Origin of the sequence: Burkholderia sp. SIMBA_051, from assembly GCF_046534915.1 — a bacterium.
Lineage (GTDB): Bacteria > Pseudomonadota > Gammaproteobacteria > Burkholderiales > Burkholderiaceae > Burkholderia > Burkholderia ambifaria.
This window is the reverse complement of the sequence record NZ_JAWRXS010000013.1, coordinates 169,613-191,772: the sequence shown is the minus strand read 5'-3', so window position 1 is coordinate 191,772 and position 22,160 is coordinate 169,613. Positions and strand designations below refer to the sequence as shown.

Here is a 22,160-nt window from a genome sequence, read left to right as displayed (position 1 = left end):
TCAGTCCGGCTCGACCCATGCGGCGACATCGACCGCGCCGAGTTCGGGGCCGCCGAGCACGAAGCGGGCACCGTCCGGCGCGGGCAGCGTGCACGCGGTATCGCCGTAGTTGAACGCGAACACGACACGCCCGCGCCGGCACAAGCGCACGCCGTCAGGCAGCGCGCGCACCGGCAGTCCGGCGTCGCGCGCGCAGCGGCCGACGATCGCGCGCAACAGCGCGGGATCGAAGCACGCAGTCGCCATCGTCACCTGACCGTGCCGCACGAGCGCGGGCACGCCGTCGTCGCAGACAGCGAGCACGTCGATGGGGGTGCTCGCGTCGAGGTCGATGTGATCGCGCCATTTCAGCGCGTGGCCGTCGACACCGTCGAACGCGACGCGCGGCGCGAGCGACGGCCGCAGCGACTCGACCTGCGCGATCCGCACCGGCAGCACCTCACGCAGCTTGCCCGGCGCGAGGCCCGGCACGATCGCGAAGTCGGCGGTGCGGGACCCCGTGCGCGGCCCGAACAGCCAATGCGCGTTGCCGCGCGCGGCCTGCTCGACGACGCGATCCGGCACGACCGGCAGTGTCGGCGCGACGACCAGCGCATAGCGCGACACGTCGGCATCGGCCGCGACGATATCGACGTCGAGCCCCAGCTCGCGCAGCGCGCGATACCAGTCGAACGTGTGCTGCTGATAGTCGAAACCGGCACCGTGCGGCTGGATCCGGATCATCCAGTCGGCCGTGTAATCGAACAGCAGCGCGACGCGGGCCGGCTCACGCGCGCCGGCGACGAGCGCGGGGTCCAGGGCGGCCAGCTCGCGTGCGACACGCGCCACTTCACGGCCGCCCGGCGACAGCTGGTCATCCGGCGCATTGAGCCCCGAGTGCAGCTGCTCCTGCGCATGCGGATACTGCCGCCAGCGGAAATACGACACAAGCTCCGCGCCATGCGCGAACGCTTCCCACGTCCACAGCCGCACCGCGCCGGCGTGCGGCACCGGGTTGTACGGCCCCCAGTTGACGGGCCCCGCCTGTTGCTCCATCACCCACATCCGGCCGTTGCCGACACCGCGATACAGATCGTGCGAGAACGCCGACACGTCGGGATGGCCGGTGCGTGCCCAGCGCCGCTTGTCGGATTCATCGAGCGGCAGCACTTCGGTGCGCGGCACCGGGTAGCTATCCCACGCGGCGACATCGAGGCCGCCGCGGGCAAACGCGTAGTGATCGAACTCGGTGAAAAATCCCATGAAGTTGTGCAGCACGTCGCGGCCCGGCGCGTGCGGACGGATCGCATCGACCTGCGCCACATGGAACCGCGCGACCTCGTCCGATTGATAGCGCCGGAAGTCGAGAAGGTGCGCGGGGTTCGCGTCGGTCGGCGTATGGCGCGGCAGCTCGATCTCGTCGAAGCCGCGATATTCCATGCTCCAGAACACGTTGCCCCACGCGCGGTTCAGCGCACCGATATCGCCGTAGCGCACGGCGAGCCACGCGCGAAAGCCTTCGAGCGCCGCACGCGTATAGCTCGGCAGCGTGTTGTGACAGCCGAGCTCGTTGTCGGTCTGCCACGCGATCACGGCCGGATGCGCGCCGTAGCGCCGCGCCATCGCGTCCGCGATGCGCACGCAGTGCTCGCGATACACGGGGCTCGCGATATCGTAATGGCGACGCGAACCGAATTGCCACACCGCGCCGTCCGCGCCGACGGGCAGGATTTCCGGATGGCGATCGACGAGCCATTTCGGCGGCGACGCGGTCGGCGTGCCGAGTATGACCTTCAACTGCCGGCTCGCGAGCGTGTCGATCGCTTCGTCGAGCCATGCCCAGTCGTAGCGGCCCGGTTCCGGCTCCATCCGGCTCCACGCGAATTCGGCGATCCGCACGCGGGTCAGGCCGAGTTCGGCCATGCGCCGCGCATCGCGCGCCCATTGTTCGCGCGGCCAGTGTTCGGGGTAGTAGCAAACGCCGAGGTGCATCGTGGATTCCTTGCTGGAGAGTGGAAGGTGGGCGGCCATCAGCCTTTCGTCGCGCCGAACGTGAGCCCCGCGACGAAGTGCTTCTGCATCGCGAAGAACATCAGCACCGACGGCAGCGCGGCCAGCACCGAGCCGGCCGACACGATGTTCCAGGCGGTCGTCCACTGCCCCTTGAGCGCGGCAACGCCGACGGTGATCGGCGCCGCGTCGTCGCCTTGCGTGAGGCACAGCGCCCAGAAGTAGTCGTTCCACACGAACGTGAACACGAGGATCGCGAGCGCCGCGAGCGCCGGCCGCACGAGCGGCAGCACGACGCGCCAGTAGATCGCCCACTCCGACGCGCCTTCGACGCGCGCGGCCTCGATCAGCTCGAACGGCAGCTCGCGGATGAAGTTGCGCAGGAACAGCGTGCAGAAGCCGGTCTGGAACGCGGTATGGAACAGCACCAGCGCCCATACGGTGTTGTACAGGCCGACGCCGAGCATGATCTGCCGCACCGGGATCATCAGGATCTGGATCGGCACGAAGTTGCCCGCGACGAACAGCCCGAGCAGCACGAGATTGCCGCGAAACCGGTAGTTCGCGAGCGCGTGCCCGGCGAGCGACGCGAGCAGGATCGACGCGGCGACCGACGGCACCGTGATCAGGATGCTGTTCGCGAAGTAATGCAGCATCGGCGTCTGCGTGAGCGCGGCACCGTAGTTCTCGACCAGCGCGAACTGCTTCGGCCAGTCCCAGTAATGACCGGCCATAATCTCGTCGGTCGAGCGGATCGACGTGACGAGCACCGCGAGCAGCGGCACGAGCCACAGCGCAAGCGCGCACGGCAGCGACAGCCGGTACAGCCAGCGGGCGGGACGTCCCCAGCGGGATATTGGCATCGGATACATGTTCGACATCCTTAAGATTCGACGCGCACCAGCTTGCGCAGCTGCCACACGATATAGACGAGCATGATCGCGAACAGCACGACCGCGATCGCGGCCGAATAGCCTTCGCGGTAATACTTGATCGCCTGGTCGACCATGAAGTACGCGAGCACGGTCGAGCTGTCGAACGGGCCGCCGCCCGTCATCACCGAGATCAGGTCGAAGCTGCGCAGCGCGCCGATCACGGTCAGCACCACCGCCATGAAGGTGGCGGGCCGCAACTGCGGCAGGATCACGTGCCACAGCAGCGTGAAGCCGCGCGCACCTTCCATTCGGGCTGCCTCCACGATCTCGCCGTTGATGCCGGTGAGCCCGGTCAGGTACAGGATCATGCAGAACGGAATCTGCGGCCACAGCGCGGCGACGATCACGCCGTAGGTCGCATAGCGCGGATCGCCGAGCACCGGGATTCCGTGCCCGACGATCAGCTTCAGCAGCCCGAACGTCGGGTCGTAGAACCACGAGAACACCAGGCCGACGACGACACCAGGCAACACGAACGGCGCGAAGAACAGCGACTTCACGAGCCGGATCCCGTAGACGTTCTGGTTCAGGTACAGCGCGAGCGCGAGGCCGAGCGGCGGCGCGGCGAGGAACAGTGCGAGCCACAGCACGTTGTTCTTCAGCGCGACGTAGAACGTATCGGACTGCAGCAGCTCGCGATAATTGTCGAGCCCCGCGTACGTCATCGGCGTCATCCCGTCCCAGTGATGGAAGCTCAGCCAGATGCTGCTGACGATCGGATACAAGACGAACACGGTGAACAGCGCGAAACCCGGCAGCACGAACAGCAGCGCCGCGCGGTTGCGCCGACGCGCGAGCGACGCGCGCGCATGCCGCTCGTGGCCGGCTTCGCGGCGCGCGGCGCTTTCGGACAGGCTGGTTGACATTGTTGTGACCTTCGACGAAACGAGACGAAACGGGCATGACGTGACGACGCGGCCGGACCGGCCGCGTGCGTCGTTACTTCCGGTAGATGCGCTTGCGGGTCTGCTCGAGGCGCTGCAGGATCGCATCGAGCTGCGTCGGGTCGGACAGGAACTGCTGCATCGCCTTCATCCCCTCGTCCGCCATTTCCTTCGTCATGTCGCGGTCGTAGAACTGCGCGATGCCGCCGGGCGTCGACGCGAGCGTGCGGAAGCCGATCTTCGAGATCGGGTCCTGCGGCTCGGGCGCCTTGTTGTTCGACGGCAGCTGGCCCATCCCCTTCGCGAACTCGCCGCTGACCGCCGGTTGCCCCATGAACGCGAGCAGGCGACGCGCATCCGTCTTGTTGTGCGCCTTCGCCGGCACGATCAGCACGTTGACCGGACCGTCCTCCGCGAGGGGCACCGACGCATCGATCACCGGGAAGCGGAAGAAGCTGATCGGGTTGCGCGTCGCACTCAGCAGGCCCGCCGAATACCAGGTGCCCATCAGCGTCATCGCGGCCTGGCCGTTGACGATCAGCGGGCTCAGCGAATCGACGTCGTAGGACAGCGCGTTGTCGATGAAATACTTGTCGTCGATCAGCTTCTTCCAGGCCGCATACACGGCACGCACGCGCGGGTCGGTATAGGCGACGTCGCCCGCCATCAGCTTCTGGTGGAATGCATAGCCGTTGATCCGAAGGTCCAGGTAGTCGAACCACGCGGCGAGCGTCCACGCGTCGCGCGCCGCCACCGCGATCGGCGCGATGCCGGCCGCCTTCAGCTTGCGGCACGCATCGAGAAACTGCGTCCAGTCCGCCGGCTCGCCGTGAATGCCCGCCTTCTCGAACAGGTCCTTGCGGTAGAAGAGCCCATACGCGTCATAGCCGAGCGGCAAACTGTAGAGCTTGCCGCCGTAGGTCGACGACTGCTTCACGGCCGCATACGTGTCGTTCCAGCCGTTCTTCTGCCAGTCCGCGCTCAGGTCCTCGATCAGCCCGCGCTTCGCGAAATACGCGAGCCGCTCGCCGTTGTTCCAGCTCAGCACGTCGGGCGGATCGGTCGCGAGCCAGCCGGACATCTGCACCTTGTATGCCTCCTCGCCGACGTAGCTGACCTTCAGGTCGATGTCCGGATTCGCCTTGTGGAACTGGTCGAACACCGCTTGCCACGTCGCGCGCTGGTTGCCGCGCGCGGCGACGTTCACCTTGAGCGTGCCCGCATCGGCCGTCCCCGCGGCGAACGCCGCGGCAGTCGTCAGGGCAAGCAGCAGTCGGCTCGCACGAAGTCTCATCGTTGTCTCCTGGTATTGGTGTGATGGGTGCCGCGTCGCGCGCGGCGGATCGGCGCCGCGCCGCTATGCGAATGCCGCTTCGGCGTGGATGGCCGGCAATGCGATGCCGGCGTCGTCGAACAGGTGGCAGCACGACGGCGGCACGCTGAACGCATGACGCTCGCCGCGCCGCAACGCAGCCTGGCCCGGCAGTTTCGCGAGCAGCGGCACGCCGCCGGGCTGATCGAGATGCACGTACGCGGCTTCGCCCAGTTGCTCGACGAGCGCGACGTCGCGCACGATCGCCGGCAGGCCGGCATCGCCGAGCCCCGCGACCGTCAGATGCTCGGGACGAATCCCGAGCGTCACGCGCGCGCCGCCGCCGACGTGGCGCGGCAACGGGCGATCGCGCAGCGTCAGCGTTTCGCCGGTGCCGTCCAGACGCAGCCGGCAGCCGTGCGCATCGCCCGCCTCGACCACAGCCGGCAGGAAGTTCATCCGCGGCGAACCGATGAAGCCCGCGACGAAGCGGTTGGCCGGCCGGTGATACAGCTCGAGCGGCGCGCCGGCCTGCGCGATGCTGCCGAAGCGCGCGACGTCGTCGCCCGCGTGCAGCAGCACGATCCGGTCGGCCAGCGTCATCGCCTCGATCTGGTCGTGCGTCACGTAGACGGAGCTCGATTGCGTGAAGCGCGCGTGCAGGCGGGCGATCTCGACGCGCGTCTGGCCGCGCAGCGTCGCGTCGAGATTCGACAGCGGCTCGTCGAACAGGAACACGCGCGGCTCGCGCACGATCGCACGGCCGATCGCGACGCGCTGCCGCTGCCCGCCCGACAACGCCTTCGGCTTGCGATCGAGCAGTGCGTCGAGTTGCAGCACGCGCGCGGCCTCGGTCACGCGCCGGCGGATCTCGTCCTTCGGCGTGCCAGCAATGCGCAGCCCGAAACCGATGTTCTCGAACACCGTCATGTGCGGAAACAGCGCGTAGCTCTGGAACACCATCGCGACGCCGCGCTCGGCAGGCGGCGTGTCGTTCATGCGCGAGCCGCCGATCCGCAGCTCGCCTTCGGTCACGTCCTCGAGCCCGGCGATCATCCGCAGCAACGTGGATTTGCCGCAGCCCGACGGACCGAGAAACACGCAGAACTCGTGCGATGCGATCTCGAGGTTCACGTCGCGCAGCACCGGCGCATGGTCGCCGTAGCGCTTCGAGACATCCTTCAATGAAATGGCGGTCATCGCGCTCTCCTCCTCGGTCAGGCGCTTCGGAGCGAAAAATTTAACCGCTTAAATTTCGGTGGCGCAGTTCGCGCGGTTGGCCGTACCATGTCGTCTCCTTCATCTGTTGTGTCGAGAAATTAGCGTATCGCCTGTCCCTGTGCAACTTGTGGGACGTACTCCCAAAATATGAGCAGACACTTCCCCGCTCCACTTCCGTCGCGCAGCGTCGCCCGACCGGCCGCAGGTCGCGCATGGTGACGCTCGCGCAAGTCGCGCGGCGCGCGAACGTCACCGCGGCGACCGTCTCGAACGTGTTGCGCAATCCACAGAAGGTGAAGCCGGCGACCGTCGAACGCGTGATGGCGGCAATCCGCGAACTCGGCTATCGGCCGAATCTCACCGCGCGGGCGCTCGCCGAAGGCCGCACGTCGACGCTCGCGCTGATGCTGTCGAACATCACGAACCCCTTCTACCCGGAGTTCGTGCTGGCTGCCGAGCGCGAGGCGCGCAAGCGCGGCCATTACCTGCTCGTGTCCAATACCGACGACGATCCGGCGATCACGCGCAACTACCTCGAGCGGATCGCGGGAACGCTCGCGGCCGGCGCGATCGTGATGAACACCGATCTCGCCGAAGCCGAACTCGCCGACATCGCGCGGCACGGCGCGTCGATCGTGCTGTGCATGTGGGAGCACGTGCATGCGTCGCGCACGCTGCCGTGCGTGACCGTCGATTTCGCGGCGGCGGGTGCGCTGGCGGCCGCGCATCTTTCCGGGTTGCGGCATCGCGCGTTCGGCGCGCTCGTCGGCAAGGGCTCGGGCGGCCCGCAGTCGGTGCGGCTGCGCGGTTTCGCCGACGAACTCGGGGCACGCGGCCATCCGGCGGATGCGCTGACGACCGTGTCGGCGCACGATTCGATCGAAGGCGGCTACGAAGCGGCCGCCGCGCTGCTGCGCGAGAAGCCCGGCCTCACCGCGCTGTTCGCGACCAACGACCTGATGGCGATCGGCGCGATGCAGGCGGCCGCCGATCTCGGCCTGCGCGTGCCGGCCGATCTGTCGGTGGTCGGCATGACCGATATCCAGCTCGCCCACCAGTTCCGCCCTGCGTTGACGACGGTGCGGTTCCCGACGTCGCAGATCGCCGCGCGGGCGATCGCGCTGACGCTCGACATGATCGACGGGATCGAACCGGCCGCGGCCGTGCATACGATCGGTGCGCCGGAGCTTGTGGTGCGGGAGTCGACGGGGGTGGTGAGGGGGTGACGGGTCGGCCCGCCGGGACGGGCCATTCCGTATTGCCATCGGGAATTCTGCGTCGGGCGACGCAGTCCGGCCGGCATGAACACGGGGCGGCGGCAACGCGCCGCCGCCCCGCTTCCCGCCCAATCCGCTCAGAACTTGTGACGGATCCCCGCATGCACCATCACTTGCTTCGACGTCGACGACAAATCGGCCGCCCCGGGGATAACCGCCTGATCGAGCGACGAGCCGGTCGCGTCGCCGGCAACCCGCTGGTATGCACCCATCAGGTACACGTCGGTGCGCTTCGACAGGTTGTAGTCGGCCATCAGCCCGATCGAATGGATCTTCGGTTTCGCGCTGCCCGTGGTCGCGTCGTAGCGTACGGTCGTATATACATACTGCGCGCCCACGAAGAACGCCGGCGTGAACTGATACTTGCCGTTCACTTCGAAGTTCTGGTACTTGATCGCCGTGACCGTGCCGCCCGCGAGCGGCCCCGCGACGGGTTCGATCGTCTCGTCGCCGAACAGGTAGCCGACGTTCGCGGTCGGCCGCGTGACGTTGCTGTTCGTGTACGCGAACCCGAGCGTCGCGGGCCCTGCCGTGTAGTTGATCCCGGCCCCGAAGATCCGCAGCCGCGCGGACGCGAAGTTCGCATCCGCCCCGACCGACCCCGAACCCGCGATCGCGCCGCCGGCCGTCACGCCCGGGTTGTCCGCATTCAGGAATGCCGCGCCGACCAGCAGGCCGCCCTGCTCGTACTGTGCACCGACGCTCCACTGTCGGTTGTTCGCAAACCCGGTGTCGTTGCTGAAGCTGTACGTGCCGCCGAACGAGAAACCGGCAAAATCCGGGCTCGCGTACTTGACCGTGTTGTTCACGCGGAACGTGTTGCCGGTGTTGTCGTTGTCGAGCGGATGCGAGAACGGATAGACGCCCCAGCTGCCGTTCGCGGTCGTCGGCGCGAGATAGTCGACGACCGAGTCGTATTGCCGGCCGAGCGTCAGCGTGCCGAAGCGCGTGTTGCCGAGCCCGACGTAAGCCTGCCGCCCGAACATGCGGCCGCCCTGTGCGAGGGTGCCGCTGTTCACGTTGAAGCCGTTCTCGATCTGGAACAGCGCGCTGTAGCCGCCGCCGAGATCCTCGGTGCCCTTCAGTCCCCAGCGGCTGCCTTGCGCGAAGCCGCTCGCCATCTGCCACGCACTGTGGCCGCCTACATTGTTCGTATAGTCGATGCCGGCATCGACCAGCCCGTACAGCGTGACGCTGCCTTGTGCAAAGGCCGGCGCAGCACAGAGCGCCGGCATCGCGACGAAAATCAATCTCCAGTTCATTCGTTTTCCTTATTGATATGTTGATTCCAGGCCGCACGTCGAGGTGCGGCCAGGCTTACTTCGTACCGTAGATGTCGAAGTCGAAATACTTCTTGTTGATCTTCTGATACGTGCCGTTCGCGAGGATCGCCGCGAGCGCGCGGTTGAACGCGTCGCGCAGGTCGGTGTCCTGCTTGCGCAGCCCGAGGCCGTCGCCCTGCCCGAAGTACTTCGCGTCGTCGATCGCTGCACCGACGAACATGAAGTCCTTGCCCTGCGGCTTCTTCAGGAAGCCGTCGCTGGCCGCGATCGACGCCTGGAACGCCGCGTCGAGCCGCCCCGTCACGAGATCGGCGTACACCTGATCCTGGTTCTGGTACGACTCGATCTGCACGCCGGCCGGCTGCCAGTTCGCGATCGCGTAGTCGGCCTGCGCGGAGCCCTGCTCGACGCCGACCCGCTTGCCCTTCAGCGACGCGGCCGTCGGCAGCAGCGGCGAACCCTTGCGCGCGATCAGCCGCGCCGGCGCGTTCGAGATCCGGTTCGTGAACGCGATCTGCTGCATCCGTTTCGGCGTGATCGTCATCGACGAGGCAATCACGTCGAATTTGCGCGCGAGCAGCCCCGGAATCATCCCGTCGAAACTCGACTCGACCCACACGCAGCGTGCACGCAGCTCCGCGCACAACGCGTTCGTGATGTCGATCCCGAACCCGGTCAGCGTACCGTCGGGCAGCTTGTATTCGAGCGGCGGGTAGGTCGGATCGACCGCGAGGCGGATCTCCTTGCCCGTCCAGTCGCCCGCCTGCGCGGCCCCCGCGATCGTCGTCGCCGTCAGCGCCACCGCGAGCGCCGCCATCCACTGTTTCATTGCCCGTCTCCTTGCTTCCGTTGTTGAAGGTGAATCAATTCGTGTGTGCGCGTCACGCGAGATAGCGCTCGGCGAGCGCGATCCAGTAGCTCGCGCCGGTCGCGAGGCACGCATCGTTGAAGTCGTAGCCCGGATTGTGCAGCCCGCAGCCGGCCGCGCCGTCGCCGTTGCCGATCGACAGGTAGCTGCCCGGGCACGCGTCGAGCATGAATGCGAAATCCTCGCTCGCCGCGATCGGCCGCAGATGCGGAATCAGCGCGTCGTCGCCACCCCATTCGCGCGCCACGTCACGGGCGAACGCCGTTTCCGCCGCGTGATTGACGAGCACCGGATAGCCGTGGCGATAGTCGATCTCGGCCGTCGCGCCATAGCTGTCGGCCTGACCGTGCACGATCGCGCGAATGCGCCGCTCCAGCAGCGCGCGCACGTCCGGTGACAGCGCACGTACGCTCAGTTCGAGATCCGCATGCGGCGGAATCACGTTCGATGCGGTGCCCGCGTGGATCGAGCCGGTCGAGACGATCGCCAGTTCCTGCGGATTCACGTTGCGCGACACGACCGTCTGCAGCGCCATCACGATCGATGCACAGACAACCACCGGATCGATCGTCGTGTGCGGCGCCGCGCCATGCCCGCCGCGCCCGATCACCCGCACGCGCACCTCGTCGGCCGACGCCATCGCCGGGCCGTCGCAGAAGCCGAGCACGCCGGCCGGCAGCCCCGGCACGTTGTGCATCGCGAATACGGCATCGCACGGGAACTGCGTGAACAACCCGTCGTCGAGCATCCGCTTCGCGCCGCCGAGCCCTTCCTCCGCCGGCTGGAAAATCAGGTTCAGCGTGCCGCTGAAGCGCTCGCGCTCGGCCAGACAACGGGCCGCCGCGAGCAACATTGCCGTGTGGCCGTCGTGGCCGCACGCGTGCATCACGCCGTCGCGGCGGCTCGCATGCGGAAGCCCGGTGGTCTCGCGGATCGGCAGCGCGTCCATGTCCGCGCGCAGCCCGAGCCGCTTTCCGGCGCCGCGCGTGAGCGTGCCGACCACGCCGGTGCCGCCGAGGCCGCGCGTGACCCGATAACCCCATGTTGTCAGGCAGTCGGCAACGAGCGCGCTCGTTGCCTCTTCTTCGAAACCGAGCTCAGGATGCGCATGCAGCCGATGGCGCAGCGCGATCATCTCGGTCTCGATGGCCGCCATTTCAGGCGGAATGCGTGCTCGATCCAACCCTGATACTCCTCGATGCGTGCCGGTTGCCGATCGCCGGAATGGCAGATCGTGGCGAAATCGTAGGCAGCGAAAAAACCGGCGAACAGCCGCAGTTTCGTTATGATGACAACCTTTCGTTGTCGGGTATCGCACCCTCAGCACCATCAAAACCATGAGCACGATCAAGCTGCATCAGTTGCAGGCGCTCGTCGCGAGCGCGGAGGCCGGCAGCATCCGCGGCGCGGCGCGCACGCTCGGGCTGTCGCAGGCGGCCGTCACGCGCGCGCTGCGCGAGCTGGAGGCCAGCGAGCGCCTGCCGTTGCTGGTGCGCGCGCCGGAAGGCATCGGCTTCACCGAGTACGGGAAGACCCTGCTCACGCACGCGAAGCTCGTGCTCAAGCAACTGGAGCACGCGCAGAGCGATCTCGAGCGGATGCGCGGACGCGTCGAGGGGCGGCTGAGCGTCGGCGTGACGCCGTGGCTGACGATGACGTTCCTCGCCGAAACCGTGCTGCGGTTTCGCGAACGGATGCCCGACGTGCGGCTCGAGCTATACGAAGCGCTGATGGCCGTCGCGCAACCGCTGCTGCGCGACGGCAGCATGGATTTCGCGCTCGGCCACGTGCAGCCCGGCAGCGGCGCGCAGGAATTCGCCTTCGAGCCGCTGCTGCGCTACGACACGTCGGTGATGGTGCGCGCCGGCCATCCGCGCGAGCGCGCGAAGTCGGTGCACGACCTGCTCGATTGCGACTGGGTGCTGAATTCGTCGCCCGACGGTCAGGCCGCGCTCGTCGACTATCTGTTCACGCGGCACGGTGCGCAGATCGACGAACGGCGCATCGTGCGCGCGCAGTCGGTCGCGATGCTGCAAACGATGCTCGAACAGGCCGGCATGTGCACGTGGTGCCCGACCATCCTCGCGGCCGTGCCGCCGTTCGGCGAGCGGATGCGCGTGCTGTCGCTGAAGGAAACCTTCGAGCCGAGCGAACTCGGCATCGTCACGCGTCGCAGCAGCACGCTGAGCGACGCCGCGCGCTGCTTCATCGACTGCCTGCTGCAGACGATCCGCCGGCATGCGCGGTCGGCACGGAAGGAGGATCTCGCGCTGTTCCGCACGCTGACGCTGTTGATCTGACGGTGTACGGTGAGCCATGCGCGCAGGAAATGCACCGATCCGGCAGGCGCCGCACGCGGACCACATTGAAACCGGCCCGCAGTCTTCACCGAAACTTCGAGCGTCAGACGCCGACGTCCTTGTATAGCGCCGTGCTCGCCGTGTTTTCGGACGTCACGGGAAAGTTGAATCCGCATTGCCCGCACGGCTGTCCAAGCACTTCCTGCTCCCGCTCGAGCGGATACGGGCTGTCATCGGCGGTCCCGCAGCACGGGCAGACGCGGATGAGGCGCGTGTTCTTCAGCTCGAAATTGGTGATGATGTCCTCCATGATCGCGCCGGTGCGGACCGCCCATTCCTTCGCATGCTTGTGATACACGTTCGCATGCCAGTCGCGCAGCGCATCGAAGCTGGTCCAGAAGCTGACTTCGTTGAACCAGGCGGGATCGTCCGCATGCACCCACCACGTCAGGTGCATGAATCCGGGGACTTCCTTCAGGTGGTTGCGCACGTCCGCGAACACCATCTTGAACTTCTCGTAACCATCGGGGCTCGAGAAACGCACTCGCTGCATGCTCAGATAGACAGACATATTACGGGCTCCTGGTGATTGGATTGAAGGGCAGTCGCTCGTCGCTCGAACCGGCGTGTGCGGTTTGCGAGTGACGGACGGCCCAATATAGGCAGGCAAAAAAGCCCGCTGACGGTCCAAAGGCGGTGAATTCGAAGGAGCCAAGTCGAATGCCGGCCGGTGCCGCGGACGAAACCGGGCCGGCCCGCCGATCAGCCGCGCACCACGCGCGCCAGACGTTCGATGCCTTCGCGGATGAGCGCCTCTTCCATCGACGCATAGCCGAGCAGTAGTCCGGCCTTTCGGGGCGCGTGGAGGAAATACGGCGTCACCGGATAGATGCCGACGCCGGCCTGCGCGGCCGCGTCGATCAGCTTCGGAACGTCGCAGGACGTGCGCTTGTTGAGCCAGACCAGCGCATGGATGCCCGCGCTGATGCCCTGCACCGTGACGTGCTCGCCCAGGCATTCGTCCACCGCGCGCATGAACGCGGCACGCTTGCGGCCGCAGAGGCGCTTCTGCTCGACCAGGTAGCGGTCGAAATGGCCTTGCGAGATGAAGTCGCTCAGCGACGACTGCAACAGCAGCGGCGTCTGCCGGTCACAGACGTGTTTCGCGGCCAGCAGACTGGGCAGCAGGTGCCTCGGACTGACGATGTAGCCGATCCGAAGCGACGGGAAAAGCACCTTCGACATCGTCCCCACGTAGATGACACGGTCGCCGCTGTCCACGGCCTTGATCGACGCTTGCGGCCGCACGTCGTAGCGCAGCTCCGCGTCGTAGTCGTCCTCGACGACGAACGCATTGTGTTCGCCGGCCCAGTCGAGCAGTTCGCGGCGCCGCGTCGCGGAAAGGATCGCGCCGGTCGGAAACTGATGCGACGGCGTCACATAGACGGCCCGGCAGTGCGCGGAAGCACCCGGTAACTTCGCGGTCTGCAGGCCGTCCTTGTCGACGGGCACCGCGATGATCCGTGCGCCGGCCGCGGCGAATGCCTCCCGCGCGCCTTCGAAATGCGGCTCCTCGATGACCACGCCGTCCTCCGGATCGATCAGCAGCCGCGCGATCAGGTCGAGCGCCTGCTGTGAACCGTTCGTGATGACGATATCGTCCGGCCGGCACTGGATTCCGCGGGCCCGCGCCAGATACTCGGCTATCTCGGTGCGCAGCGCCGGATAGCCGCCCGGATGGCCATAGCCGATATTGGATGTGGCGCTGACGGTCGCGCGCCGCGCGACGATCCGCGACCACTTCGAAAACGGAAAGTCGTCCGTCACCGGCAGGCCGTACCTGAAGTCGTATTTCAGCTCCGGCCGCTCGAGGATCGGCGACGGTTCGAGACTCCGCAGGCGTCTCGCGAAATGGGACAGCACCGGAGCGGGCGTCGCTGCATGCATCGTGGGAGCTGCCGCTGCCGGCTTGCCGGCGAGGCGCTCCGCAACGACCGATCCCGCGCCGAAGCGGCTAACGATGCACCCTTCGTTCACAAGCTCGCTGTAAGCCGTCGTGACGGTGTTTCGGGAGACGCCGAGTTCTTTCGCCAGATCGCGCGTCGGCGGCAGTCGCGTGCCAGGTTGTGCCTTCGCGATCTCGATGCGCAACGCTCTAACCAGCTGGTCGACCAGCACCCCTTTGCCGTCCAGCGTAAACAGGACGCTCAAACTTTTTCTGCTTCGGCTTGATGGCTTCTCCACCGCTAGGGATCCTCTCGAACGCAAAGAAAGCGGCCGCGCTCGTCACGCCCGTCGTGTACCACGCGCTGCCGCCCGCCCGATCTTACTGCGCCGCAAACACTCGCCAAACACTCGGTTGCCCCTATGTCGCCGCGGCTCGCGATCCCGATTGTCGCGCCCCCGGCATCCCCCCGACTTGGCACCTTCGATCCACGCCGGCTTGGTCCCACAACGCCCGCTTTTGCCTGCTTATAGTGGTCTCGGACCGACGAAGCGGCCGGCGCACGCCTGCTCGATCGCCGGTGCCGACACATCGCCTGCCGGCGATCACTCACGTCACGACGACCCGATCGTCATCGCGTTCGAGCGGAGAAGCCATGTGGCTGGATAAAACAATCGACCGTCTTGCTGCAAGCGTCAAGGCCGTTTTCGTCGTTTACGGCGCGGCGCTCGTATGGCCCGCGCCGTACGAAACGCGGCCGGCGCGGCATCGACGATGAACCGACGGACGGCCGTGACGTGGTGATCCCGGGAGGCCGGCGGACGGCCTCGCGGTTCGCCCTGGCTATTCAATCTGACGACAGGACACCCCCATGATTTCCCTGGAAGAGTATGCACGGTATGACGGCCTGGGCCTGGCCGGGCTCGTCGCCAAAAATGACGTCACGCCGCAAGAGCTGCTGGACACCGCGTTCGCCGCCATCGACAAGGTCAACCCGGCCATCAACGCCGTGCTGCAGGTCCTGCGCGAGCAGGCAACCGGCACCGTGTCGGCCGGGATTCCCGCGGGCCCGTTCTCGGGCGTGCCGTTCCTGATCAAGGAAGCGGTGCTGCAGGCGAAGGACGTGAAGTGCGAGATGGGCTCCGGTCTCGCGAGAGGGCTCGTTGCACCGGCCGACTCCGAACTGATGACGCGATTCCGGCAATGCGGCCTCGTGCTGGCGGGCACGACGCAGACGTCGGAGTTCGCGTACAGCCCGTCGACAGAACCACGGCTGCACGGCGCGGTGCGCAACCCGTGGGATCTCACGCGTAGCGCCGGCGGCTCGAGCGGCGGTGCGGGCGCTGCCGTCGCCGCGGGCATCGTACCCGTCGCGCACGGCAACGACGGCGGCGGCTCGATCCGGATTCCGGCGTCGTGCAACGGGCTGGTCGGCCTCAAGCCGAGCCGCTTCCGGACGCCCTGGGGGCCGAACCACGGTGCGGAACTCGTATTCGGCGCAATCTCGGAGTTTGCGCTGACCCGCACGGTACGCGACGCGGCCGCCCTGCTCGATGCGGTGTCGGGCGCCGACGTCGGTGCGCCCGGACATCCGCTGCCGCAACTGGAGCCGTACGCCACCGCCATGACAAAACCGCCGCGGCCGCTGCGCATCGCGTGGTCGACGAAGACGGGATCCGGCGAGCTTCCCGACGCCGACTGCATGCAGGCCGTGCATCGGACCGTCCGCCTGCTCGAGGAACTCGGTCACATCGTGGTCGAGGATGCGCCCGTCTACGATTGGGAGCAGTTCCTCGATGCGACGCACGTCGTGTGGATGAGCTTCATCGCGGCAAGCGCGCAGCAACTCGCGCTGGCGACCGGTCGCACGCCCGGCCCGCACAATCTCGAGGCCGCGACGCTCGCGTCGTACGAAGAAGGGAAAAACTTCAAGGCCACCGACCTGATCGGTGCGCTGGGCCAGCACAACGCGGTCTGCCGGCAGGTCGGCGCGTTCTTCGAAACCGTCGATGTCTTCCTGACGCCCACCCTGGCCAGGCTGCCCCGGCCGCTGGGCGAGCTGAACCAGGATCGCGCGGGCATCGCCGCGTTCGAATGGACGAAGCAGGTGTTCTCCTATATTCCGTTCACGCCGGTCTTCAACATCACGGGGCAACCGGCCATGTCGCTGCCGCTGCACGTGACGGAAAGCGGGCTGCCGGTCGGGGTGCACTTCGCCGGTCGCTACGGGCAGGAAGCCACGCTGCTGCAACTGGCCGCCCAGCTCGAGCAGGCGCGTCCGTGGGCGACCCGGCGGCCGCCGGTGCATGTGGCGCGTTAGCGTTCGTGCAAAGCGCGATCGTGTCGATCGTGTAATGACAGCCGACGACAGGCGTCGTCGGCTTCGTTGTTTCCCCGGACCGCTCGGTCATCCCGCTGGCCCGGCAACTCTCCTGATATCGCCGGAAAGCAGTGGATCGAACCGGCATTTCCATCCAGATGCCGTTCTCCGAGGGTTTCCGCCGCGGTTCGAACGAACCGCGACGCGTCAGAAGACTGTCCGAATACCGACGCGGCCAAGCACCTGCGAGCGGGTCGACGAGATACCCGCCGACCCGGTGATGTACGCGTTGCCGAAGACGGTGCCCGCCGCATCGCCGCCCACATGCTGATAGACCGCCTGCGTATACAGGAACGTCCGCTTGGATAGCAGGTAGTCGAGCATCAGGCCGGCCTGATGCCAGCGCGGCGTTGCCTCGCCCGACGCCCCGTCGAACCGGCCGAGCGTATACGCATACATCGCGGCGAATACCACGGTCGGCGTGACCTGATACCTGACGTTTGCCTCGACGTTGTCGAACCGGAGCAAGGTTGCGCCGGCCGGCAGCGTGCCGAAATAGGTGGAAGAAACCGGATCGTTCAACACCGTGTGCGTATAGGTCAGGCCGAGCGTCGCTGGCCCCCAGTCATAATTTGCGCCAGCGCCCCACACACGCTGGCGCCGCGCGACGAAATTGGCATCGGTCGACGATACGGCGCCGGCGCCCGTCGCGCCCGGCGAGTCGGCCTGCAGATATGCAGCCGCGAGCGACAGCGATGATAGTTTGTACGCGATACCGAGGCTGAAACTGCGATTGTTCGCGAAGCTCGCCGTATTGCCGAACGCGTACACGCCGCCGAACTGCAGCCCACCATAGTTCGCGCTACTGAATTTCACGGCGTTGCTCAAGCGGAACGTTGCGACCGCATTGTCGTTGTCGTACGGATGCGCGAACGGCCATCCGCCATCGCGGCCATTGGCAGTCAGTGGCGCAAGGTAATCCTGAATCGAGTCGTATTGCCGGCCGAACGTCACGCTGCCCCATTGCGTGTTCTGCAAGCCGACGAACGCCTGGCGCCCGAACAGCATACCCGACGGCAGATCCCGGCCCGAATCGAGCACAAATCCGTTCTCCAGCGTAAAGATGGCCGCGTTTCCTGCACCGAGCGATTCGACGCCCTTGAGCCCCCAACGGTCACCCGCGGTCCAGCCGCTCTGCGTCTGCCACGCCTGCTTGCCGGCGGCGTTGTTCGTGAAGCCGATGCCCTGGTCGATCAGGCCGTACAGGGTCACGCTGTCCTGCGCGGACGCGTTTGTTACCGCACAGAACAACGTGCACAGCATTGCCGTTTTATGCTTCATGGATTCTCCAAACGAGCGGGTAATTTTTGTCTGTCGGTCATCGAGGCGCGGATCACCGCGCCGGGACGGCCTTCGTCGTGCGTCGATTGACGCGTACGAGTGCCAGGCAACCGAGCCACGCCAGCAAGCACATCAATGCGGAAACGAGCAGCATCGCCGTATAGCCCTTGCTGATCGAGATGATCCAGCCGGCAATCGCGGGGCCGACCATCAGGCCGACGCCGATGCCCGAACTGGAGAACGCGAGCAAGCGGCTGCTGTCGTCCGCCTGCGCAATGGCTTCCAGCATCGGCGGAAGCGCGAACGTCCACGCGAACTTGAACAGGATCGCGGACAGCGTGAACAGCGCGAGCGAGCGCACGTCGACCAGTCCGAAACACGACAGGAGCATCGCGCCCATGCCAGCCGAGATCAGGAGCGCCGCTTTCGCACGGCCGCTGAGCACGCCGACGAGGACCGAGCCAATCATCCCGGCCACGGTGGAAATCGCCAGCGCGGTGCCGATGCTCGCGTCCGTCAGAGGGATGCTGGTGCCGATTTGCCCGACGAACGTCCAGACGCTGGCCAGCCCGAAGTAGAACGCCGTCACGGTGCCGAGCCCGAGCAGCAGCAAGTGGAACGGCACCTTTGCCTGCACCGTCTTCCTCGCGCTCGCGGACGGCGGCGTGGCCGGGAGCCACTTGATGAACGGCAGCATCGACAACGCGAGCAGGACTTCGGCGACGAAGAATGCTTTCAGGCCATAGGCCTGGAACAGCATCGGCAGGACCAGGAGGCCGACGGTGCCCGACGCCAGCTGGCCGAGGATGAACATCGCATATCCGCGGGCCGGCCTCGACACCCGCCCCGAGAACGACAAGCCGAGCAGGCTGATCGAACAGCCGCCGAAGATCGTCGTGACGCCCTGCACGGCCATGAGCCCCTTGACATCGGGCAGGACGAAAATCGACGCGAGATAGCCAGCGACGAAGACGAACAGCGCGAAGTTGAAGAGCTTCACCCAGTTCACCCTCGGCATCACGTAGGTGCCGAGGATGCCGGCGACCGCGAACCCGCAAAACTCCAGTGAAAAGAAATTTCCCAGCTGTTCGGGGGTGAACGCAAACTCGTTGACGAGCTGGTTGCCGAGTGCCGGCGCGCACAGCAATACGCCGTTCGGAAAGATTCCGACCATGAACAGGGCGATCAACGGCAACCAATCCGTCGTGTCGCCCTGCATCACGCTTTCAGTATTCTGCATCTGCATATCGTTTCCTTGAATTAAACCATTTCGATAGGATTTCTAACTTCATGTCACGGACCCGTGAATCGATATCGGCGTGTGGACGGCGTTACTTCCCCCCCGCTTGTCCCGGGGCCCATTCCAAAGCGCGGGTGCCGGGCCGGATCCAACGTGAACGCAGCATATCGACGTCAAAAATTCATCGTTGGTCCAAACCGGCCACGGACCAGAGAGCCAAGCATGGCGGTGCAGCCTTCCGCCCGCACCCTGCCCACACCCCATCCGAAGCCGGTCGGGCCGTGGCGGTCAACGATTCCGTATACCTCCGCGCGGCAATGTTCTATACTGCCCCCCAGTATCCGGAAACCACGATCCCATGCCGCATTCCCCCGAAGAAAAGAAACGCGTGCTGACCCGCGTGCGCCGTGTGCGCGGGCAACTGAACGCGCTCGAGCAGGCGCTCGAGGAGGGAGCGGACTGTGGTCCGATACTCCAGCAACTGGCTGCCATCCGCGGCGCGATCAACGGCGTGATGGCCGGCGTGCTCGAAAGCCATTTGCGCGAGGAATTCACCCAGCTCGCGGACGCCCCGCGGCCCTCGTCCGGATCGATCGACGATATCGTGACCCTCGTTCGGTCCTACCTGCGCTGACCGACTGGGGATCGTCGAGGTCCGAGCCATTCGATGATTTTTTTAACAGGATTGCCATGAAATCACGTGCCGCTGTTGCGTTTGAGGCGGGTAAGCCGCTGCAGATCGTCGAAATCGACGTCGAACCGCCCCGCAAGGGCGAAGTGCTCGTCAAGATCACCCACACGGGCGTCTGTCACACCGACGCCTTCACGCTGTCGGGCGACGATCCCGAAGGCCTCTTTCCCGCCGTGCTGGGCCACGAAGGCGCCGGCATCGTGGTGGAAGTCGGTGAAGGCGTGACGAGCGTCAAGCCCGGCGACCACGTGATTCCGCTCTACACCGCCGAATGCGGCGAGTGCCTGTTCTGCAAGAGCGGCAAGACCAATCTGTGCGTGTCGGTGCGCGCCACGCAGGGCAAGGGCGTGATGCCCGACGGCACCACGCGTTTCAGCTACAACGGCCAGCCGATCTATCACTACATGGGCTGCTCGACGTTCAGCGAATACACCGTCGTCGCCGAAGTCTCGCTCGCGAAGATCAACCCACAGGCGAATCCCGAGCAGGTCTGCCTGCTGGGCTGCGGCGTCACGACCGGCCTCGGCGCGGTGAAGAACACCGCGAAGGTGCAGCCGGGCGATACGGTGGCCGTGTTCGGCCTCGGCGGCATCGGTCTCGCGGTGATCCAGGGGGCCAAGCTCGCGAAGGCCGGCCGCATCATCGCGATCGACACCAACCCCGGCAAGTTCGACCTCGCCCGCGTGTTCGGCGCCACCGACTGCGTGAACCCGAAGGACTACCAGGAGCCGATCCAGCAGGTGATCGTCGGGATGACCGGCTGGGGCGTCGACCACAGCTTCGAGTGCATCGGCAACGTCAACGTGATGCGCGCGGCGCTCGAATGCGCGCACCGCGGCTGGGGCCAGTCGGTCGTCATCGGCGTCGCGGGCGCCGGCCAGGAAATCTCGACGCGCCCGTTCCAGCTCGTCACCGGTCGCCGCTGGCTGGGCACGGCATTCGGCGGCGTGAAGGGCCGCTCCGAACTGCCGGGCATGGTCGAGGAAGCGATGGCCGGCACGATCCAGCTCGCACCGTTCGTCACGCACACGAAGCCGCTCACCGGCATCAACGAAGCGTTCGACCTGATGCACGAAGGCAAGTCCATCCGGACCGTCGTGCATTTCTGAACCCACGCGCGAGGAGGCCCGCTGCAGCAAGCGGGCTGCTCGCGCGATGTCGCCGGCAAGCCGCGAGGCTTGCCGGCGCGACACATTCTCCGCACCCTCTTCTGTCAGACCGGCAACGATCGCCAGCCAGTCACACACCTACTCCCACGGGCCCGCCGCGCATGCGCGCCGAGCGCGTGATCGCCCCGCCGTTGCGACCGTCAGCACCGCACGCGCCGCATCCGGAGCGTGGCCGACGGCGATTCCCCGAACGCGCGCTTGTAGTCGATCGCGAATCGCCCGAGATGCGCGAAGCCCCACTTCAGCGCAACGTCCGTCACCGACGCGAGCCCCGGTGTCGCATCGTCGAGCAATTCGTCGCGCACATGTTGCAGACGCAACTGACGCACGAAGGCCATCGGCGTGATGCCGTGGCGATTGCGGAATCCCGCGAACAGCGTGCTCGGGCTCACGCCCGCGAGTTCGGCGAGCCGTTCGATCGTCAGCGGCTCGTCGACATGCGTGCGGATGTATTCCTCGACGCGCCTCACATAGAACGGCGCGAGCGGCGCCGGCGCGACGCGCGCGCCATTGCGTGCGCTGTTCGGCTGGCCGTACAGCAACAGATTGAGCAGCGTCGATTCGAGCTGCTCGAACGCGAGCGGATGGCGCAGCGGATGCCCGTCCGTCGCGATCGCGTCGGCGAGCATCGGCAGCATCTGCGCGAGGCACGCGCCCTGCTGCGACGACAGCCTGAATTCCGGCTCGAACTCCACCGGCACGCGCCGGTCGTCGCCGAAATGCCGCTGCGCATGCCGCTCCATCACCTCGCGCTCGATGCGCAGGATCACCTGCGGGCACGCCTCGCCCCACCGCATCCTGAGCGGCAGCGTCGGCGACAGCAGTGACGCGGTGTCGGGCGACGACACGAAACGCGTCGTGCCGCATTCGATCTCGGCGTCGCCGCGCAGCGGAATCTGCAACAGATAGAAGTGCTCGAGCGGCCCGGGTTCGATCGACACCTCGCCGCCGTAATCGAGCAGATTCAGCGACAGGTTGCCCCAGCGCGCATGGTGCATGCGGCTATGCAGCGCGCACGAGTCGCCCGTCAACGTGAGCCGATGCGGCTTGAACACGTCCGCCACGCGCGCCCGCACCTCGTCGAGATCGTTCGACTGCAGCAGCAGCGTGTCGTGATTGAAACAGGCGGCGTCGCCCAGCCAGCCCGTTCCGGCAAATTGCCCCATCGAAGTTCTCCCGTCGTGCCCGATCGCACTTGCGCTGTGCACGCAATCCCGATTCCGGGGAATCCCGTCGCACGAGCCGGATAGCGTCGGCGTATCCGGACAGTCCGCGTCGTTACACTACGCGAGCGCTGCGCCCATGACGCAAGAAGCGGGCCGTTCGCGCATCGTAGAAAACTGTGCGTGACTTCCGCATCCGCACATACCCGCAGTGCACCGCGT

The 22,160-nt window shown here is 66.5% G+C and carries 20 protein-coding genes; 7 read left to right on the top strand and 13 right to left on the bottom strand.

Going from position 1 to position 22,160, the window contains the following annotated elements:
• The 5 genes from SB771_RS28130 to SB771_RS28110 form a co-directional block, all read right to left on the bottom strand.
• The gene (locus SB771_RS28130; RefSeq protein ID WP_175661717.1) at window positions 1–1,971 is read right to left on the bottom strand and encodes a beta-galactosidase; all 1,971 of its coding nucleotides are present in this window, start codon (window positions 1,969–1,971) and stop codon (window positions 1–3) included.
• Window positions 1,972–2,009: 38 nt separating this feature from the next.
• Entirely contained in the window at window positions 2,010–2,861 is an 852-nt protein-coding gene (locus tag SB771_RS28125) for a carbohydrate ABC transporter permease (RefSeq protein ID WP_175661601.1), read from the bottom strand.
• A gap of 11 nt (window positions 2,862–2,872) precedes the next feature.
• Complete coding sequence (locus SB771_RS28120; RefSeq protein WP_105832123.1) at window positions 2,873–3,790, bottom strand: carbohydrate ABC transporter permease; 918 nt, start codon at window positions 3,788–3,790, stop codon at window positions 2,873–2,875.
• A gap of 73 nt (window positions 3,791–3,863) precedes the next feature.
• Complete coding sequence (locus SB771_RS28115; RefSeq protein WP_175661602.1) at window positions 3,864–5,102, bottom strand: ABC transporter substrate-binding protein; 1,239 nt, start codon at window positions 5,100–5,102, stop codon at window positions 3,864–3,866.
• Between the two features lie 63 nt (window positions 5,103–5,165).
• Window positions 5,166–6,320: an ABC transporter ATP-binding protein gene (locus tag SB771_RS28110; RefSeq protein ID WP_175661603.1), complete on the bottom strand. Its 1,155-nt coding sequence runs from the start codon at window positions 6,318–6,320 to the stop codon at window positions 5,166–5,168.
• Between the two features lie 233 nt (window positions 6,321–6,553).
• Here SB771_RS28110 and SB771_RS28105 point away from each other — a divergent pair, with 233 nt between their 5' ends.
• The gene (locus SB771_RS28105; protein ID WP_175661604.1) at window positions 6,554–7,567 is read left to right on the top strand and encodes a LacI family DNA-binding transcriptional regulator; all 1,014 of its coding nucleotides are present in this window, start codon (window positions 6,554–6,556) and stop codon (window positions 7,565–7,567) included.
• Window positions 7,568–7,695: 128 nt separating this feature from the next.
• Here the strand turns inward: SB771_RS28105 and SB771_RS28100 are convergent, their stop codons facing one another.
• From SB771_RS28100 to SB771_RS28090, 3 genes are read right to left on the bottom strand one after another with little or no spacing between them, the layout of a single operon-like run.
• On the bottom strand, window positions 7,696–8,880 hold the full coding sequence (locus SB771_RS28100) for a porin (RefSeq protein ID WP_175661605.1): 1,185 nt from the start codon (window positions 8,878–8,880) through the stop codon (window positions 7,696–7,698).
• A gap of 55 nt (window positions 8,881–8,935) precedes the next feature.
• Window positions 8,936–9,730, bottom strand: coding sequence for an ABC transporter substrate-binding protein (locus SB771_RS28095; RefSeq protein WP_175661606.1), 795 nt, complete (start codon window positions 9,728–9,730; stop codon window positions 8,936–8,938).
• Between the two features lie 52 nt (window positions 9,731–9,782).
• Window positions 9,783–10,952, bottom strand: a complete 1,170-nt coding sequence (locus SB771_RS28090) for a M20 aminoacylase family protein (protein ID WP_175661607.1) — start codon at window positions 10,950–10,952, stop codon at window positions 9,783–9,785.
• Here SB771_RS28090 and SB771_RS28085 point away from each other — a divergent pair.
• Window positions 10,940–11,110 carry a hypothetical protein gene (locus tag SB771_RS28085; protein WP_175661608.1) on the top strand — a complete coding sequence of 57 codons (171 nt, stop codon included), beginning with the start codon at window positions 10,940–10,942 and terminating at the stop codon, window positions 11,108–11,110. The genes SB771_RS28090 and SB771_RS28085 overlap by 13 nt on opposite strands.
• Window positions 11,107–12,069 (top strand): LysR substrate-binding domain-containing protein, encoded by a 963-nt coding sequence (locus tag SB771_RS28080; protein ID WP_011661190.1) that lies wholly within the window; start codon window positions 11,107–11,109, stop codon window positions 12,067–12,069. Before SB771_RS28085 ends, SB771_RS28080 begins: the two co-directional genes overlap by 4 nt.
• A 103-nt stretch (window positions 12,070–12,172) precedes the next feature.
• Here the strand turns inward: SB771_RS28080 and SB771_RS28075 are convergent, their stop codons facing one another.
• Together SB771_RS28075 and SB771_RS28070 are read right to left on the bottom strand one after the other, a co-directional pair.
• The gene (locus SB771_RS28075) at window positions 12,173–12,640 is read right to left on the bottom strand and encodes an antibiotic biosynthesis monooxygenase family protein (protein WP_011661189.1); all 468 of its coding nucleotides are present in this window, start codon (window positions 12,638–12,640) and stop codon (window positions 12,173–12,175) included.
• A gap of 191 nt (window positions 12,641–12,831) precedes the next feature.
• Window positions 12,832–14,280, bottom strand: coding sequence for a PLP-dependent aminotransferase family protein (locus SB771_RS28070; protein WP_175705102.1), 1,449 nt, complete (start codon window positions 14,278–14,280; stop codon window positions 12,832–12,834).
• A gap of 389 nt (window positions 14,281–14,669) precedes the next feature.
• On the opposite strand from SB771_RS28070, the gene SB771_RS28065 reads away from it, so the two are divergent.
• Window positions 14,670–14,792 (top strand): hypothetical protein, encoded by a 123-nt coding sequence (locus SB771_RS28065; RefSeq protein ID WP_279607327.1) that lies wholly within the window; start codon window positions 14,670–14,672, stop codon window positions 14,790–14,792.
• Between the two features lie 93 nt (window positions 14,793–14,885).
• On the top strand, window positions 14,886–16,334 hold the full coding sequence (locus SB771_RS28060; RefSeq protein ID WP_175661610.1) for an amidase: 1,449 nt from the start codon (window positions 14,886–14,888) through the stop codon (window positions 16,332–16,334).
• Window positions 16,335–16,541: 207 nt separating this feature from the next.
• Here the strand turns inward: SB771_RS28060 and SB771_RS28055 are convergent, their stop codons facing one another.
• Window positions 16,542–17,675 carry a porin gene (locus SB771_RS28055; protein WP_011661186.1) on the bottom strand — a complete coding sequence of 378 codons (1,134 nt, stop codon included), beginning with the start codon at window positions 17,673–17,675 and terminating at the stop codon, window positions 16,542–16,544.
• A gap of 52 nt (window positions 17,676–17,727) precedes the next feature.
• Window positions 17,728–18,915, bottom strand: a complete 1,188-nt coding sequence (locus tag SB771_RS28050; protein WP_175661611.1) for an MFS transporter — start codon at window positions 18,913–18,915, stop codon at window positions 17,728–17,730.
• A 358-nt stretch (window positions 18,916–19,273) separates the two neighbouring features.
• On the opposite strand from SB771_RS28050, the gene frmR reads away from it, so the two are divergent.
• Window positions 19,274–19,549: a formaldehyde-responsive transcriptional repressor FrmR gene (gene frmR / locus SB771_RS28045; RefSeq protein WP_006753040.1), complete on the top strand. Its 276-nt coding sequence runs from the start codon at window positions 19,274–19,276 to the stop codon at window positions 19,547–19,549.
• Between the two features lie 56 nt (window positions 19,550–19,605).
• Complete coding sequence (locus tag SB771_RS28040) at window positions 19,606–20,715, top strand: S-(hydroxymethyl)glutathione dehydrogenase/class III alcohol dehydrogenase (RefSeq protein WP_006753041.1); 1,110 nt, start codon at window positions 19,606–19,608, stop codon at window positions 20,713–20,715.
• Window positions 20,716–20,915: 200 nt separating this feature from the next.
• Here the strand turns inward: SB771_RS28040 and SB771_RS28035 are convergent, their stop codons facing one another.
• On the bottom strand, window positions 20,916–21,941 hold the full coding sequence (locus SB771_RS28035; RefSeq protein WP_175661612.1) for an AraC family transcriptional regulator: 1,026 nt from the start codon (window positions 21,939–21,941) through the stop codon (window positions 20,916–20,918).
• Between the last annotated feature and the right edge of the window lie 219 nt (window positions 21,942–22,160).

Excerpts from the sequence above, each read along its gene's own strand:
- SB771_RS28060 (WP_175661610.1), top strand. The coding sequence starts at position 14,886 with ATGATTTCCCTGGAAGAGTATGCACGGTATGACGGCCTGGGCCTGGCC.
- SB771_RS28080 (WP_011661190.1), top strand. The coding sequence starts at position 11,107 with ATGAGCACGATCAAGCTGCATCAGTTGCAGGCGCTCGTCGCGAGCGCG.
- SB771_RS28050 (WP_175661611.1), bottom strand. The coding sequence starts at position 18,915 with ATGCAGAATACTGAAAGCGTGATGCAGGGCGACACGACGGATTGGTTG.
- SB771_RS28115 (WP_175661602.1), bottom strand. The coding sequence starts at position 5,102 with ATGAGACTTCGTGCGAGCCGACTGCTGCTTGCCCTGACGACTGCCGCG.
- SB771_RS28035 (WP_175661612.1), bottom strand. The coding sequence starts at position 21,941 with ATGGGGCAATTTGCCGGAACGGGCTGGCTGGGCGACGCCGCCTGTTTC.
- SB771_RS28095 (WP_175661606.1), bottom strand. The coding sequence starts at position 9,730 with ATGAAACAGTGGATGGCGGCGCTCGCGGTGGCGCTGACGGCGACGACG.
- SB771_RS28120 (WP_105832123.1), bottom strand. The coding sequence starts at position 3,790 with ATGTCAACCAGCCTGTCCGAAAGCGCCGCGCGCCGCGAAGCCGGCCAC.
- frmR (WP_006753040.1), top strand. The coding sequence starts at position 19,274 with ATGCCGCATTCCCCCGAAGAAAAGAAACGCGTGCTGACCCGCGTGCGC.
- SB771_RS28125 (WP_175661601.1), bottom strand. The coding sequence starts at position 2,861 with ATGTATCCGATGCCAATATCCCGCTGGGGACGTCCCGCCCGCTGGCTG.
- SB771_RS28065 (WP_279607327.1), top strand. The coding sequence starts at position 14,670 with ATGTGGCTGGATAAAACAATCGACCGTCTTGCTGCAAGCGTCAAGGCC.
- SB771_RS28075 (WP_011661189.1), bottom strand. The coding sequence starts at position 12,640 with ATGTCTGTCTATCTGAGCATGCAGCGAGTGCGTTTCTCGAGCCCCGAT.
- SB771_RS28105 (WP_175661604.1), top strand. The coding sequence starts at position 6,554 with ATGGTGACGCTCGCGCAAGTCGCGCGGCGCGCGAACGTCACCGCGGCG.
- SB771_RS28055 (WP_011661186.1), bottom strand. The coding sequence starts at position 17,675 with ATGAAGCATAAAACGGCAATGCTGTGCACGTTGTTCTGTGCGGTAACA.
- SB771_RS28100 (WP_175661605.1), bottom strand. The coding sequence starts at position 8,880 with ATGAACTGGAGATTGATTTTCGTCGCGATGCCGGCGCTCTGTGCTGCG.
- SB771_RS28130 (WP_175661717.1), bottom strand. The coding sequence starts at position 1,971 with ATGCACCTCGGCGTTTGCTACTACCCCGAACACTGGCCGCGCGAACAA.
- SB771_RS28040 (WP_006753041.1), top strand. The coding sequence starts at position 19,606 with ATGAAATCACGTGCCGCTGTTGCGTTTGAGGCGGGTAAGCCGCTGCAG.
- SB771_RS28110 (WP_175661603.1), bottom strand. The coding sequence starts at position 6,320 with ATGACCGCCATTTCATTGAAGGATGTCTCGAAGCGCTACGGCGACCAT.